This window comes from Microcoleus sp. S28C3 (assembly GCF_036700785.1).
In the GTDB taxonomy this organism is placed as follows: domain Bacteria; phylum Cyanobacteriota; class Cyanobacteriia; order Cyanobacteriales; family Microcoleaceae; genus Microcoleus; species Microcoleus asticus.
The window spans coordinates 117,735-133,099 of the sequence record NZ_JAUBPO010000004.1 but is presented as its reverse complement, the minus strand read 5'-3'; the positions used below and the strand labels follow the sequence as shown (position 1 = coordinate 133,099).

Here is a 15,365-nt window from a genome sequence, read left to right as displayed (position 1 = left end):
CTCAGCCTCAAGAGGTAGCAGCACGAAAAGAAATTCTCTGGGACTTCTGAACTTCGAGCTAAATCTACTAAACCTATCGGAAGTAAAATGCTACAAGCCAAGTTATTTGGCAAAGTTAACTTCTGGTAGCAGGTTGGGGTTGGATCGAAATATCTAACCAATGTTTCGGAAGTAGATTTGCGGATTCTGCATTTGGGCAGATGAAGTTAAACTCTGAACCTGGTTTATTAGTTTTAGGTAGCAGAATTTATTCCGATTCGCGCTGCAAAGATGCCGAGGTATTCAGTTTAGATTCGATCGCGCTGGCAGCAGCAAAAGTGCAAAACCTTTAGCTTTTTGGAAAAGGTTGGCTTTATAGTCGCACTCAGCATTACATTTGGCAGTTTCAACTGCCAATACTGTTAAAACAGTTATCGACGGTTACAAGACAGATTTAAAACTGGCTTATTACTAATCACAAAACATCAGGTTCCCATTAGAAAATGGTGTCCAATACTTAGAGGTGAAATCAGATGGCATCCGCTACATACACTCGATTAATTCGATTTTTACAAGAAGATTTGGCAATTTCTCCCGCCTCAATTGCTGTCGCCGAACGTGGCGGTGACAAACAGCGCCAGCGCGATAAAGACCCGAATTCCTTGCCGATGGTTCTGTGGCAATACGGTTTAGTCACTCTCGAACAGTTGGATAAAATCTTTGATTGGTTATCCGAAGCATATTAAAAGGATTTTAGATTTTAGATAGAATCCAAAATCCAAAATCCTTTAACAATTGAGATTAGGATTCAGCCAAGAATTTGGCAGCAGCGGCAACGCCGGCACCAGGAGTATAGCCTTCATGGCCCAATTCTCGTAACACCGCCTCTAAAGAGGAAATTGCTGCTAGGATATCGCGATCGGACACAAAGCCCAAATGGCCGATTCGGAAGATTTTACCTTTCAAATGGTCTTGTCCGTCGGCGAGAGCAATGTCAAATCTTTTTCTCATCAACGTCCGCACTTTTTGAGCATCTACCGATTCTGGTGGCATAACCGAGGTAATCGCAGGGCTGGCGGCATCGTCAGCGGCAAACAAGGGCAAACCTAAAGCTTTTACAGCAGCGCGAGTAGTTGTCATCAAACGTTTGTGTCGCGCGAAAACGTTTTCTAATCCTTCGGCTTTCATCATCTGCAATGTTACTTGCAGCGCAAAAAACATATTGACCGGCGGAGTAAAAGGAGTGGTATTTTTGGCAGCTTCTTTGCGGTATTTGCCCAAATCTAAATAATAGCGGGGCAGTTTCGCAGTTTTGTAAGCTTCCCAAGCTTTGGGACTGACGGCCACAAAACCCAAACCAGGGGGAATCATGTAAGCTTTCTGAGAACCTGAAGCAATGACATCGATGCCCCAAGCGTCCATCGGAATATTGACAGCGCCTAAGCTAGTGACAGCATCGACCATAATTAAAGCTTCACCGTGGGCTTTAACGTGGCGGTTGATGGTTTCGAGGTCGTTGAGTACGCCGGTGGAGGTTTCCGAGTGGGTGATGATGACAGCTTTGATTTGCTTCTCTGTATCTGCTTCGAGTTTTTCGCGGAAGTGTTCGGGGTTTAAAGGTTGGCCCCACTCAGCTTTAATAATTTCGGCGTTTAAACCGTAAGCTTCGGCAACTTCTGCCCAGCGTTCACCAAATTTGCCGTTAGTACCGACTAAAACTCGATCGCCCCCACTCAGGAAATTAATTATCCCAGCTTCCATCGCCCCGGTACCGGAAACGGTTAAACTCAGCACGTCGCTGCTGGTTTGGTGCAACCATTTGAGATTTTCGGTACATTCTGCAAAAATCGCGTCAAATTCCTTGCTGCGGTGGCCCATCGGGTGTTTTGCCATCGCTAACAATGCCGCTTCCGGCACCGGCGTCGGGCCGGGAATCATCAGCATTAATTTGTTGTCCATGATATTGTCCTAACTTTTCCTGTGGGAGTTATATAGAATAAATCAAATACGATACGTCACCGCGCTACTCTAAGTTTTTTAACTTTTAACTCCCTTGTGGTTAATTTCATTTAGAGACCAGCGATGTTCTACCGCTAAGTTCGATCGCTCGCAGCTTTGTTCTAATTGCTTTTGAATGGCAAGGGCTTTGCGCAGGGTAATAATAAGTTGGTGAACTTGTTGCTGCTGCGGCGATTGTGGACTGACAGCAAACATCGTTTTGCGTTCTAACAATTGAAGTAGCAATTCATAATGAATGTACGAAGGAAGGGGGATTGGCTCCATGAAAGCTAACATACCTCAGCGAACCGACACCCCATTGCAATTGCATGAGGCATCACAGGTGAACATTAGATGCCCGATTGTTTATTTGTTTTCTCACCGTACAAAAACCCCTGCTTTGCCGATCGAATATTCGGGGCTGGGTGCGTTGGACACGCTAAATCTTGCGATCGACAGGCTTACAGAATAGATTTAATTGCTTTCTGGCAAAATATTTCTATGCCATGTAGCTTTGAGTGCTATTTCTTTTTTACAGTAGCGCTTGAGTCGATGCAGGCTAGAAATTCTCATTATTTACCTACTTAATCACTTTTTATCAGAATTAAGGGGGATTTGTCAAGCGGTCTCGCCTTTCACAGACCCGGATGGGCTTCCACAAGGGAGGCTAAAGCGGCGCCTGGATCGGGCTGTTTGACCAGAGATTCGCCGATGAGGACGGCTTCTGCTCCGGCGCTGGCAAGTTGAGTTAGGTCGTCGGGAGTGTGGATTCCTGACTCGCTGACGATGAGGATGCCTTTTGCTTGGATTTCGGTTTGGCGCGAGGCTAATAGTTGGCTGGTCGTTTCTAGGCTGACGGAAAAGTCTGCTAGGTTGCGGTTGTTGATACCGATCAGGTTGACGCCTTCTAGGGTTAATACTCGATCGAGTTCTTCGAGAGTGTGAACTTCTATTAAAGCTGTCATGCCCAGAGTCTTGACAATTTTGACAAAATATTGTAAGTCTTTGTCAGATAGAATGGCGGCGATTAACAAAACAGCATCAGCGCCGTGAATGCGGGCGAGATAGATTTGGTAGGGATAGATAATAAACTCTTTGCAAAGCAGGGGTAAATCGACGGCGGTACGGATTTTAGCTAGATTTTCAAAGCTGCCTTGAAAGAACTTTTCATCGGTGAGTACGGAGATGCAGCTAGCGCCGTTTTGTTGGTAAGCTAGGGCGATCGCCACGGGATCGAAATCTTCGCGAATTACTCCTTTGCTAGGGGAAGCTTTTTTGACTTCGGCGATGATAGCGGGTTTGGTTTTGCCATTTTTAAGGGCGGCAAGAAAGTCGCGAGTAGGCGGTGCAAAGGGGAGTTTTTTGTGAAGTTCGGATAACGGGGTGCGATCGCGCTTTTGGGCTACTTCAGCTTCTTTTTGCCAGACAATTTCTTCGAGGATGTGCTGGGGTTCGGCGTCGGGTACGGCGATTTGGTAGCTGAGGTAGAGTACAGAGACGGATGTGCTAGGGGGACGGCGGCGGATTTGAAGCATGATAGGGGGATAAAGGGCGATCTGGCTTTGATTTTCAGTTAAAAGCGTTGACATTTGCAGTGTAGTGTGCGTTTAGCGTAACTGCTTGTGAGTGCTAAAGGATATTGTAGGGGCGATCGGGCTTTTTGCCATTCTCCTTGTTGAGTTATAATGAATTTCAGTGTTTCCCATTTTTCCTTAACTATGAGACTAGATACAATTTTTATCCGATTCTATAAGTCTTTCAACGTCGATCACGCGCGGCAATACCTCGCTACCGACAATCAATCTACCAAGCTCAATAAGCCCAATAAGTCCAATAAAAAAATCGAAAAATATCCGTGGGAAATGATTAAGGCAGATGGTAGCGACTTATGGTTTCCCTTTATTAGAGTCTCTATCGAGCCGCAAATCACGGCAGTTGTCGGTGCGAATGAATCAGGTAAATCACACCTACTGACCGCGATAGAGAAAGCAATTACTGGGCGTGATTATAAGACTCACAAAATCTCCGCGTCAGATTTTTGCCGATACTCTGACAGATTTCTCATCACGGCTGATAAATCACGTATTCCAGATTTTGTTACTGAATGGTCTGACGTTTCTAAAGAAGAAGCCGACCAAATCAAGGAATTCTCTGATATTCCAAAAGCTCAAGAATTCGACAGATTTTTCTTATTAAGAAAAAATATTAACGAATTAATCATTTATCTACCTCATGCTCCCAACCCACATCCAGTTAAACCAGAGTCTCTTGAACAATTTCAAAAGGTACTACCAACTACTAGAAGACTCGATACTAATACAGCCCTCCCAGATAGTGTACCGATTCAAAAGTTAGTTGAAAAGATAAAGGGAAATCCTGAAGGTACAAGATATGAATTGTTGTCTTTTGAAAAAAGAGAGAATATTAGACTATTGCTAGATAAATTAATGCAAAATGCAACCTTATTTCAAAAAATACCTACTTCAAATGCTCCCTCTTATAATAACGAGGAAAAAAAGGGAGATGAACTAATAAATAATCTTTTAAAAGAACTTCAAAATCACTATATAAATACAGATAATGACAGCGATTTAAAGCAACAAAAAAGTATAAACCTTGCCTATGATATGATATGTACTATTGCCAAGATTAGCACTACAGCTATTGTTGAGCTAGCAAATGCAATGGCAAAAAACGATATAGGATATACGGAAGCATTAATAGATCAAATTAACAAACAATTATCAGCTAATCTAAATTTTCCGAAGTATTGGCCACAAGATAAGAAATTTCAAATTCTCGTTCAAGCTAAAGACCATAATTTAGAATTCAGTATAATCGATCGGACAGGAACAAAATACTCTTTTGAGGAGAGAAGCTCAGGTTTAAAATATTTTCTCAGTTACTTTATACAACATAAGTCGTATCAACCACCTAATAATATCCCTGAAATTCTTCTCATGGATGAACCCGACACCTACTTATCCAATCAGGCTCAACAAGATTTGCTGAAGATTTTTGAAGAAGTTGCCAGTTCTGAAGATGGTACTCCCAGTTCTCAGGTAGTTTATGTTACTCACTCTCCTTTTCTGATTGATAAAAACCACTCTGAACGCATCCGTGTTTTGAATAAAGGAATTGGATATGAGGGAACACAAGTGGTTAATAGTGCTGCCAACAACCGCTATGAACCACTTCGTTCTTCATTAGGGGCGTTTGTCGCTGAAACTGTTTATATCAGTCAGTGTAATATTATGGTTGAGGGACCTGTCGATCAAGTTTTGCTGGCAGGTGCATCAACTCATTTACTACGCAGGGGTGAATCAAAGCTAACAACTCTGAACTTGAATGAAATAACGATTGTGCCTGCTGGAGGAACTGGAAATGTTCCTTACATGACTTACTTAGCACGTAGTCGCGATCGTGAGCAAGCAGCAGTGATTGTCCTTATGGACAGTGACTCAGATGGAGATAAGGCAAAGCTAGAACTGACAAAGGAAGAGTATGGTTGGCAGAAAGCTCGTTTACTCGACGAACGTTATGTACTTCAAATCGGTGATTTGAGAGAACTAGGAGTTAATCTTCCTGAAAAACTCAAAGAGCCTCAAATAGAAGATCTTATTCCTTTGAGAATCGGTGTATTGGCAGCCCACAGGTATGTAAAAGTTATCTGGGGGATGGCAGAGCAGGATATAAAAGATATCAAGGAGGAAGACATTCAGAAAAAACTCAACGATGGTATGACAATGTTCAAAGCTGTCTATTCCTGTGTTGAAGCCGCATCGAAAGATAAACGCCAATTAAGCAAGCTTCCTTTTGCCAGAAATGTCATTGAGGTAGTACAGGTTCTTCATAAAAAAAGCTGTAGTGACCCAAAAGATTTAGATCCAAAAGATTTAGAGGCACTCCTTAAGTTCAACCATAACTTTAAGATTCTGTTCGGCGAACTTTATCTACGAATTAGTGAAGCAGAACTTGAAAGAACTAATGAAAAAGCTAAAGAGAAGATCAAAGGTTTACAGAAAAGCTTCTTCAATAATCATCCGAATGGTGCTAATAAAGAAGACGCTGTTGGTTTTTTGCATAAGCTGAATGTTTTGCTAACAGGAGATACTAGCTTTGATGCTGAAGCAATTAGGAAAGCCGTTGAAAGTCTCCGAAAATATCACAAACTTGATACGAATCTAACGGAAAAAATTGAGAAATATCAGGAGTTTCAGGAAGACATCAAAGCTTTGTATTATCAAGGACAAAAGAAAACTGAAGAACTTGCGGAGGAAGGCTAAAAATAAAAGGTACTCATAGAAGTCGGATTTTAGAGACCAATCTCAAAGTTATTGATGAAAACTGGTCGATCGATCTCGAATCCCCTTTCGTTAGTGCCAAAAATCAGCCAGGTTTGCAGCATTTTGCTTAAAGTTTGGCCTCCAATCATTTATAACAAATATGAGCATTAACGATAAACTTAAGAACATATTGATGCAATTACGATCGCACTTCGAGCAACTCTACGGCGATCGCCTCACACAAATGGTGCTCTACGGTTCCCAAGCCAGAGGCGATGCACGCCCCGACTCTGATATTGATATTTTAGTCGTCCTCAAAGGGCAAGTAAACCCAGGCGAAGAAATTAAAAGAACCAGCCACATTCGAGCCGATTTGTCGCTCCAAAATGATGAAGTCATTAGCTGTCTGTTTATGGACGAACAGCGATTTACGCACTACAACGGGCCTTTATTGAGGAACATTCGTAAAGAGGGAATAGCTTTATGAAACCAGAACAATTAGACTTACTCCTGAAAGCTCGTCAAAGTCTATCGGCGGCAAAGCTATTACTAAATAATGGTTTCCCAGACTATACAGCATCTCGCGCTTATTACGCCATGTTTTATATTGCTGAGGCATTTTTAGATGGCGAAGGAATGTCATTTTCCAGTCATGCCGCAGTGATTGGAGCTTTTGGCCGAGAATTTGCCCGTACAGGAAGACTTCCTGCTGAGTTTCACAGATTTTTAATCGATGCTCAAGACTTGCGAAATAGTGGGGATTACGGGGGACTTGATACTGTCACTGTCGAGCAAGCTGCGGAGCAAATTAACTGCGGCGAGCAATTTCTCGAATTAGCTGAAAATGCGATCGGCACTCTACCACCGCTCTAAAACAGTATACCCAAATCCCCGACTTATTCAACAAGTCGGGGATCTAAAACAAGAGGAGCGCCCCTACAGATTAATGGCTACCTGCTCCAGCCGCCCGTTTGAAAGCCTCATCCAGCACTTCCGAAAGCGTCGGGTGAGTGTGAACTCGGAATGCTAAATTGTTAACAGAATCGCGCTGGGCGATCGCATTTGCCGCCTCCTGAATTAAATCCGCAGCGTGCAAACCGAAAATGTGAACTCCCAACAACTCCCCAGTATCTTTCCGGTAAATCACCTTAGCCATACCGTCGGTTTCACCCTCCGCAATAGCCTTAGAATTTCCCTTAAAATAACTCTTGACAGAACCGACCTCAAACCCTTCAGTTTTTCCTAACTCTTTGGCCGCAGGTTCAGTCATCCCCACATAGCTAATTTCCGGGTGAGTAAAAGCCGCCGCCGGGATACTCAAATAGTCAACTTCGCGGGCACGGCCACAAATATTTTCTACTGCGGCAATTCCCTGAGCAGACGCAGAATGCGCTAACATCATCTTGCCATTAACATCGCCGATCGCCCACAAATTTTGTACCGGTTCTCCCGCCACCAAAACCTGCATCTTATCGTTAACTGGGATATAACCGCGCATCGTTTCCACGCCAACAGTTTCTAATCCCAAATTCTTGCTCACCGGAACTCTGCCAGTTGCTACCAAACAAGCGTCAACTTCCAAAACTTCGACAACTTCCTTAGTTTTGAAATCAGCTAATTCAATAATTACTGGCGAACCAGGAATAATCTTCTTCGCCAACAACCCAACTTTTGTTTCAATATCGCGGGGTGCAATTAACACTCGTTCTGCTAACTTAGCAATATCCGGGTCAAAAGTCGGCATCAATTGGTCTAGAGCTTCAATCATCGTAATTTCGCAGCCTAGGGCCGTGTAAATATCCGAAAACTCCAAACCGATATAACCGCTGCCAATAATTGCAATCCACTTCGGCAGCGATTCCAACCTGACAGCATCGTCGCTGGTAAATACAGTTTTGCCGTCAATTTCTATCCCGGGGGGGACGAAGGGAACCGAACCTGGAGCGAGAATAATATCCTTGGCGGTAATAGTTTTCTCGCCTTTATCCGTCGTTTCGACGGTAATTTTTTGAGAACCGGCGATTTTTCCCCAACCTTGGATAGTATCGACGTTCAAACGTTTGAGGCTGTTGGTCAAGTCGCCGCGAAGTTTGCTAACAATGGTATTAGCGTGATTGGCGATCGCCCCGCGATCGAAATCCACACTCCCCAATTGAATTCCCAAAGTCTTCAGGTGGTGGGCATTCCGCAAATCTCGCACCCGCCCGGAAGCCGCCAACAGCGCCTTCGAGGGAATGCAGCCGCGGTTGACGCAAGTCCCGCCCATGTCGCCCGCTTCGATAATTGCCACTTTCAGCCCGCAGCTAACCGCGTGTATGGCCGCGCCGTGTCCGCCCACGCCAGCGCCGATAATTGCTAAATCGTAATCAAATCCCTGAGTCACCTTAAAATCTCCTAATGCCTTTGAAATCTTAGGACTCAAGCAAAAAACACCGTCTGTCCGTCCTTTCGAGCTGGCGCGTTGCCATCGCAACCCTTGAACAGCGGTAATAGTTGCGCAAGTCCTGTTTCCTTATTCTCGACTAGACTAGGGTTAATTAGACAACGAAAGAGCCGTAACTGAGATTTTTTCAGGGTCAATGATTTTGAGCAGGGTCTGCACCAAGTCTCAAATCACTCAGTAGGCGGGTGTAGAGTTAAATATAGTTTGAAGGCTGACAATGCCCGCAGCAGGTTTTATATGGGGCAGCAAGTTCAGCCACAGGCATTCCCATCGCCCGGTTAAATTCTGTCCTCCTGCTTGTTTTAGTCGGTTTTCATGTCTAATATCTGCACGCGCCGGGGCGGACAGACTTTGTTGGCAAATTTTAGACCCTATGGAGTGGCTTATGACGGATGACGACGACCAGAAAGATTTACGCCGGGCCTCGGCTCAATCATTTTTTGAGTCCCTGGATGAATTGTTCGATTCTATAGAATCGAACAGCAGTCAAGCGGCACAACCTAAATCTCCACCACCTCAGGCTAAGTCTTCGAGTCAGTCTTCGAGTTTGCCGAAGAAGACTAGACCTGCGAAAATTAATTTGTCTGATTTTGAAGATGCGATCGCCGATTTGGAACAGTTCATCCAGAAGAAACACCAGAAACGGCCGGAATCGAATCAATAGTGCGATGACACATTTTCAAGTAATGACTGTTGACGGTTGACTGTTGACAAGCGAAAAATTTTACACCTAATTTCCCGCTCCCAGATTCATCTGTGGAGTCAATTTTTAAATCTAAAATCTAAAATCTAAAATCTAAAATCGACTGACTGTTAACGGTGCTTTCGGCTTAAGCTGCTTAGGTTGCAGCCTACAATACATTCACATTTCGTTGAGGATTGCTTTACCAGAATCAAGCCGCATAAATTAGCTCAATTTACTATTAATAGCCTTATTTTTATGCCTTGATTGCTGCGGTAATTGCCTCGATCGCACTTCGATCGCCCGATCGCCGATCGCACTCAAAGGCAACTCAAATTCCTCAATATCGTTGCGGAACTTCACCGCAATATCAGCACCGTTAATAATTGCTCCCAACAGCCGCGGGCCGGATTTATGCGACTCCTCCTCCTCAGATTCCAGCAACTGATCTGCCGCCTCAGACAACATACTAGACAAAGTGTAACCAGGCCGCGCCACCAAAATCATACCGTCTGTGTACGGTTCCAGCGTCAGCGCGTCGTTGCACTCGCTCAAGGCCGGAGAATCCACAACCACAAAATCAAAGCGGTTGCGAACATCGTCGAACAATCTCCGCATTTCGCTCGATTCGAGTACGGCAGAGGCCTGCCGCAAAAAGCCCGGACTCGGTACCACATATAGGTTCTCTACCTCGGGAACCAAAAAGACGCACTCGCTAATATTGCCGTAATAGTGCAAAGGTTCCACCGCCGCCAGAGGATCTGCAGCGATTTTCAAAGATTCAACATTAGAAGCCGATCGCAAATCTGCTTCAATTAACAAAGTCCGCTTACCCGATCGAGCCGACGCAATTGCCAAATTGTAAGCACTAAAACTTTTCCCCTCCAAACCGGCCGCCGAAGTCAGCAGCACCACCTTCACCGGTTTGTCCCCGATCCGGCGCAAATTAGTGCGCAACCGCTCGTAAAATTCCAAATAGGGAGAATTTGCCTCTAGGGCCAGAGGCATTTCATCGCCGTAGGAATCAAACACCGTCACTTCAGGCAAAACTGCCAGTATCGGCACCTCTTTTTCCACCAAAGCCGCCCGCACTTCTTCCCAACTGTAAAACTTGCCGTTGAGCATCCCCAACAAAAATATCAACCCGCCGCCCAGCAGCAATCCCACAAATCCTCCCACCGCCAGCATCACGGGCAAACCTCTCTTGTTTGACTCAACGTCATTCGTTTTGGGAAGTTGGGCGATTGTCAAACTCCCCGTTGTCTCAGCTACCGCCGCCGAAGCATCTACCAAAGCCGACTGCATCTTATCGTAGAGAGCTTTTTTCAGCGCCACTTGCTGGGCCAACCGGGCTTGTTCTAACTGCTTGTTGGGGATTGTCGCGTGTTCCCGGCGTAATAGCTGTTCAGTTTTCTCGATTCCTTTGAGTTGCTGTTTCGCCATATCCTGCTGCGTTTGCAAAGCAATCAAACTTTGAGCTAACTGCTGTCTCGCCGGGTCTAAAGAAGAGTCTACCCGAATTCGATCGGCACTTCTGAGCGGAGCCGCCACCCCGTTACCGCCGAGCACCTCAGACTGTCGCTGCTGCAACTGCTGCTCAAAAGCAAGTTTTTGTTTGACCAATTCTACAATCTTTGGGTGTTCCTCCTGCAAGTCGCTGCGGAGAATTTTGAGCTGAGATTCGAGCGAAAACAATTGCACTCGCAGTTGCGCAATAATTGGATCGGCAGAGAGTGCTTGAGCGACATAAGCTTGCTCCACATTCAATCCCAAGCGATCCTGCAAGCTTTTCATTTGAGCTTCAATTCCTCCCAACTGCGCGCGGAGCGATCGCTGCTGCTGTTGGCTGCTGGTAATCGCTTGCGGCAGTACACCGCTCTGAGCTGCTAAAATTGAAGTTCCTTCTCGTTTTTCGTAGGCTTCAAGTTTTGCTTCTGTCTCTCTGAGTTCCTGAGTTACTTTCGGCAAACGCTGGTTAATTTGGGCGATCGTTTCTCGCAGTCTAGAAGTATTAATAGTTTGGCTGCGAGCGACCATTTCCTTCATCATCGCCTCTACTACCGCTTCTGCTTTTTTGCGATCGACATTTTTGTACAATACTTGAATCAAAGCGCTGGGGTCATTATTCTTACTCGGCATCTTTACCTGCACGTTGTCTGCCAGCTTTTTAGCAGAAACATTTACTTTTTTCGCTGCTGCTTCAACCACCCTTCTATCCAGCAGCATATCTTTAGTTATTTCTTGTCCTTCCTGTTGAATTTTAGTAGTAGTCGATGAAAAAATCACGCTCGGTCTACGGTAGGCCAGCGTACCTGCAGCAACGTAAACTGGCGGCGGAGTTGGCTGCAAAGCCACTACTCCCGACACGCCCACAGTCACCGCGAGAGTAGCCAGTCCCACCCACTTGTATTGGTCAAAAGCAATTAAATAACGTTTAACAACGGATAAAGTCATGACGATTTTAGATTTTAGATTTTAGATTTTAGATTGCTAATTGTTAACGATAACTAATGATTGCTGACAAATGATACCCATTCCCAAAAACCTTAGAACTTTCGGCCTGCGATCTAAACCCATATCGCATAAGTCATTCCCCATCTCAAATCGAAAATCGAAAATAGTCTGACTACCTATCATTATTACGTGACGGTCCGAACAGATCGGTTACCCCATTTCTCAACTGCTCAAAGAACAGAATAAATCCCAAAGTATCGCGGAATGGTCGAGTAAAAGTATTGATTACATAACCAATTCGCTCTACCAAATTCCTGCCAATCACAATCACATCATTATCTTCGAGCATCGGGTTCTGAGAAACATTGCCCTCCAAAGCAGCTTTAGCATCTATCGAACGGTTGATTGCTCTACCTTGCTTTTCGTCGAACCGAATCAGGGCTATTTTCCGCAAGTCAGCAAGATTAACAGGCAAGTTATTGAGAGCATCCAAAAACCTGCTGCCATTTTCTACGTAGAACGAGGTCAAACCACCACTAGCGTAACTCAAAACTCGAACGTAGATCCTCGGCTTAATCAGAGTAGACCGCGAAACAAGAGCTTTGTCGTAGTCTAGGTTTTTGGTACTAGCGTCCAATTCCGGGATGACAATCACATCTCCCGATGCTAAAGGAAAATCGAACAAATCGTTAGCGTTTGCTAGGGGAGTGTAGAGGTCGATTGGTTCCTCGACCGACGAGCCGTCCATCAGCGTCCGCCGCACTCGTACCTCCCGCAAATCGGCTTTTCCCGTGACTCCCCCCGCAATCACCAAAGCAGCCGAAATTCGACCAGAACCCGCCGGAAGCGTGTAAAAACCGGGTTTGCTGACTTCTCCGGTGACAGTGATTTGGATGGGGACAGCGGCAGCAGCGAGGCTGTACCTGGATGCTAAATCTTGATCGGATTTGCGATCGGGCGTAACCTGTTTATACGGTACGACGATCGCATCTCCATCTTCCAAACGCAAATCCGGCGGAGCAATACCAGTTTGCAGCGGTGTCAAAATATCAACAACTTGCTCCGCGACAGCACCTCCCGGCAGAGTCCGCCGCACCCGCACCGCCCGCAGTTCCGCCGTAGGAGTAGTCCCAGCAGCAGCCGCCAGAGCCGCAGGAAGCTGGGGGGTTTGCAGCGGATAAAAACCCGGTCTGGCCACTTCCCCCGTCACCGTTACCACTACGGGGCGCTGAACCAGCAAAGCAGCCGAGACTTGAGGATTTTTGATAAATTGGCCAAAGCGCTCCCGGAGGCGCTGCTGTGATTCTTCGACGGTAAGACCGCGCACATTTACTGTTCCGATTAGCGGCAGTACAATTACCCCTTCAGGGCTGATTGCACCTGTAAAACCTAGCTCTGGGAAGCGCTGAACTTGAACAGAAATCTGGTCTCCCGGGCCCAGGCGGTAGGGCCGATTCCGAAAAGCTGGGTTAATTTCCCGGTTAAGATTGGCAGGCGGCGGTGGCGGTACGCGCAATGGCGGTGGCGGCACGAGTCGCGGGGAACTAGGAACAACAGATTGAGCTAAAGCAGTTTCCGAAAAATTTTTGCTGTTAAAGCCCCAGAATACAGCAGCAAAAGATAGAGTCCAAGCAGTTGAATACCAGCCTGCCAAGGAAACAGCGACGCGATTTTTAATTGTGGATTTTACAAGCATTTTGAGAGGATTAAAAACATAAATATTTTGAATAATTAGCTGAGTTTTAAGTTTCATCTAAATAGAGCGAGGCGAAAAAAAATAAGATATTTTAGGGGCTGGTTGAAGCCGGATATTTACTAAGAGGCAGTTTATTGTGCCAAAACCCGCCCACCCCGTATACCGATTTATTTGCACCTAGCTACTTACTCAAACCGAAAAGTTTCTGCCATTAATTTAGCCTGTACAATTTCGCCGAGAGATTCGAGCAAGGGTTGAGCTATCTTAATGTCGCCCTGCGGTTGAATGGGAAGGATGATACTGACAGCAACCCAAGAGGCGCGCCGGTTCGACAGTCTAGCAATGCTGTCTTCCCAAAACCAGCGGCTGGTTGTTGGAGAACCTCCGTTAGGCCAAGCGTACCACTGCATGACAGCAAAAGTTTGTTGGGGAGTCCAGCTTCGGAAAAACCGGGTCTCGACATTAGGCGGTGGCTGGTCGTGTATTGGCGCTACTTTAACTGTAAACCTCAGAGTGCGATGAGAATCTGTTTGCCACCGGTGAAATCCATCGAGGTCTAGCCATTCTACTTGGGGCTGGTTTTTGGGGCTATTTTGAGGCAACAGCAATAAAATGGCAATTGTTCGATCGTTTTTAATTTCTTCCACTAACCATCTGTGACCGCCAATTTGGACGTTATTCTGGACGCGGATCACCTGCCACCCGGGAATTGTCATCCCATTTTGGCGCAAACTTTTCAATTGATTGAGGTTGGCAACTGGTGGCGGGTTTGTCCAAGGCCACCTTCCTGTCCCGTAGCCCGGAATTGCTACTGCCCCAACTAATACCAGCAAAAACACCAGTACCATAATTTTAGATAATTGATACCGCCGCAGTAGTTTCCGTGCTGAAATCATCTGTTTCATTAATTACCAGACTTGCTTGGGAAATACTTTTCTACCCCGTTGAGGAGAAGTACCAATAAGCCTAGTATACAAGCAGAATACAAGTCTCCGCCCCATCCGGCGTGCAGCCAAGTAAAAAGCCCCTCTCTCTCGGTTCCGTGAAAGTAAGTTAGCAAAGTGTTGCGAAAAATGTTGGAAGTGATGCTAATGATAGATGTACTAACTAAAAACAAAAGGCTTCTTTTGTGGGAACTCCAAACTCCTGTCCAATCCAGCAGCATTAGGCTGACGTAAAGACTGGTAAACAGCATTTTCAAGCCTGCACAGTGGGGAGCAACTTCTACAATGCGATCGTTTACGTAGAGATAAATTGTTTCCACTCTCACGTTGAGACCAACCTTAATTAATATCAAGCCTGATGTTTCAGCAATGAATTGCTGCAACGGCAAGGCGTAGGGTTCTATGAGGTAAGGAATGTGGTTTGGTGAGGCTAGAAATACGAATAAAAGCGGCATCCCCTGCAATTGCAAGCCGGGAATTCCTTTTAAAGATAAGCAAATGCTGACTAGCATTATTGGCAGGGATAAATTTACTAAATCGCTCAAGCGACTCAGATAAAAAAGGGTGGCTAGTACCAGCAAAAAGCCTCCCAAAGGATGGGGTGAGTTGGGCAACCGGCGCCAGCACTTTCGGTTCATCCAAGCAATATAAGCTGCGTAGGGCAAACCAATTAGTCCGTGGCTGAAATATTCGTGTTCGATGCTGATATTTTTGTTGAGCCAGCCGTCGTACCAGTGTACTAGCAGGGGGGCGTACAGCAGCACTAGGAGTACCGCGATACCTTCCGCCAGGAGGTATCGCTTGAAAACAATGCGAATTCGGCGCTGGATGTGCATGGTTTGAGAAGTTTTGAGGTTGCCGCGCTGGATTCGCAACGGTGTGG

General features: G+C 45.6%; 15 protein-coding genes. 7 read left to right on the top strand and 8 right to left on the bottom strand.

Features of this window, described 5'->3' with window-relative positions:
• Positions 1 to 200 precede the first annotated feature (200 nt).
• Positions 201 to 332, top strand: coding sequence for a hypothetical protein (locus tag QUA13_RS02670; RefSeq protein ID WP_281363550.1), 132 nt, complete (start codon positions 201 to 203; stop codon positions 330 to 332).
• Between the two features lie 180 nt (positions 333 to 512).
• Positions 513 to 725, top strand: a complete 213-nt coding sequence (locus tag QUA13_RS02665) for a DUF2949 domain-containing protein (RefSeq protein WP_172189436.1) — start codon at positions 513 to 515, stop codon at positions 723 to 725.
• 55 nt (positions 726 to 780) lie between these two features.
• On the opposite strand, the gene QUA13_RS02660 is transcribed toward QUA13_RS02665, so the two are convergent.
• The gene (locus QUA13_RS02660) at positions 781 to 1,938 is read right to left on the bottom strand and encodes an alanine--glyoxylate aminotransferase family protein (RefSeq protein WP_333196412.1); all 1,158 of its coding nucleotides are present in this window, start codon (positions 1,936 to 1,938) and stop codon (positions 781 to 783) included.
• A 78-nt stretch (positions 1,939 to 2,016) separates the two neighbouring features.
• Positions 2,017 to 2,262, bottom strand: coding sequence for a DUF5340 domain-containing protein (locus tag QUA13_RS02655; RefSeq protein ID WP_041623669.1), 246 nt, complete (start codon positions 2,260 to 2,262; stop codon positions 2,017 to 2,019).
• Here QUA13_RS02655 and QUA13_RS02650 point away from each other — a divergent pair.
• Positions 2,261 to 2,449: a hypothetical protein gene (locus QUA13_RS02650; protein ID WP_172189440.1), complete on the top strand. Its 189-nt coding sequence runs from the start codon at positions 2,261 to 2,263 to the stop codon at positions 2,447 to 2,449. The two genes, QUA13_RS02655 and QUA13_RS02650, sit on opposite strands and share 2 nt — an antisense overlap.
• 163 nt (positions 2,450 to 2,612) lie before the next feature.
• Here the strand turns inward: QUA13_RS02650 and trpC are convergent, their stop codons facing one another.
• On the bottom strand, positions 2,613 to 3,512 hold the full coding sequence (gene trpC, locus QUA13_RS02645) for an indole-3-glycerol phosphate synthase TrpC (RefSeq protein WP_333196445.1): 900 nt from the start codon (positions 3,510 to 3,512) through the stop codon (positions 2,613 to 2,615).
• Positions 3,513 to 3,662: 150 nt separating this feature from the next.
• Here trpC and QUA13_RS02640 point away from each other — a divergent pair, with 150 nt between their 5' ends.
• The 3 genes from QUA13_RS02640 (at position 3,663) to QUA13_RS02630 (ending at position 7,136) form a co-directional block, all read left to right on the top strand.
• Entirely contained in the window at positions 3,663 to 6,263 is a 2,601-nt protein-coding gene (locus QUA13_RS02640; protein ID WP_333196411.1) for an AAA family ATPase, read from the top strand.
• A 160-nt stretch (positions 6,264 to 6,423) separates the two neighbouring features.
• Positions 6,424 to 6,750: a nucleotidyltransferase domain-containing protein gene (locus QUA13_RS02635; protein WP_333196409.1), complete on the top strand. Its 327-nt coding sequence runs from the start codon at positions 6,424 to 6,426 to the stop codon at positions 6,748 to 6,750.
• A complete protein-coding gene (locus QUA13_RS02630; protein ID WP_333196408.1) occupies positions 6,747 to 7,136 on the top strand; it encodes a HEPN domain-containing protein in 390 nt (129 codons plus the stop codon). The genes QUA13_RS02635 and QUA13_RS02630 overlap by 4 nt, the downstream gene beginning before the upstream one ends.
• Before the next feature lie 70 nt (positions 7,137 to 7,206).
• Here the strand turns inward: QUA13_RS02630 and lpdA are convergent, their stop codons facing one another.
• Positions 7,207 to 8,646 carry a dihydrolipoyl dehydrogenase gene (gene lpdA, locus QUA13_RS02625; protein WP_333196406.1) on the bottom strand — a complete coding sequence of 480 codons (1,440 nt, stop codon included), beginning with the start codon at positions 8,644 to 8,646 and terminating at the stop codon, positions 7,207 to 7,209.
• A 445-nt stretch (positions 8,647 to 9,091) separates the two neighbouring features.
• Between lpdA and QUA13_RS02620 the strand changes: the two genes are divergently transcribed.
• On the top strand, positions 9,092 to 9,370 hold the full coding sequence (locus QUA13_RS02620; RefSeq protein WP_333196405.1) for a hypothetical protein: 279 nt from the start codon (positions 9,092 to 9,094) through the stop codon (positions 9,368 to 9,370).
• 243 nt (positions 9,371 to 9,613) lie between these two features.
• Here QUA13_RS02620 and QUA13_RS02615 read toward each other — a convergent pair whose 3' ends face one another.
• The 4 genes from QUA13_RS02615 to crtB form a co-directional block, all read right to left on the bottom strand.
• Positions 9,614 to 11,842, bottom strand: coding sequence for an AAA family ATPase (locus QUA13_RS02615; RefSeq protein WP_333196403.1), 2,229 nt, complete (start codon positions 11,840 to 11,842; stop codon positions 9,614 to 9,616).
• Positions 11,843 to 12,014: 172 nt separating this feature from the next.
• Entirely contained in the window at positions 12,015 to 13,595 is a 1,581-nt protein-coding gene (locus tag QUA13_RS02610; protein ID WP_333196402.1) for a polysaccharide biosynthesis/export family protein, read from the bottom strand.
• Between the two features lie 128 nt (positions 13,596 to 13,723).
• Positions 13,724 to 14,443: a cyanoexosortase B system-associated protein gene (locus tag QUA13_RS02605; protein WP_333196399.1), complete on the bottom strand. Its 720-nt coding sequence runs from the start codon at positions 14,441 to 14,443 to the stop codon at positions 13,724 to 13,726.
• Positions 14,443 to 15,318 (bottom strand): cyanoexosortase B, encoded by an 876-nt coding sequence (gene crtB / locus QUA13_RS02600; protein WP_333196443.1) that lies wholly within the window; start codon positions 15,316 to 15,318, stop codon positions 14,443 to 14,445. Before crtB ends, QUA13_RS02605 begins: the two co-directional genes overlap by 1 nt.
• Between the last annotated feature and the right edge of the window lie 47 nt (positions 15,319 to 15,365).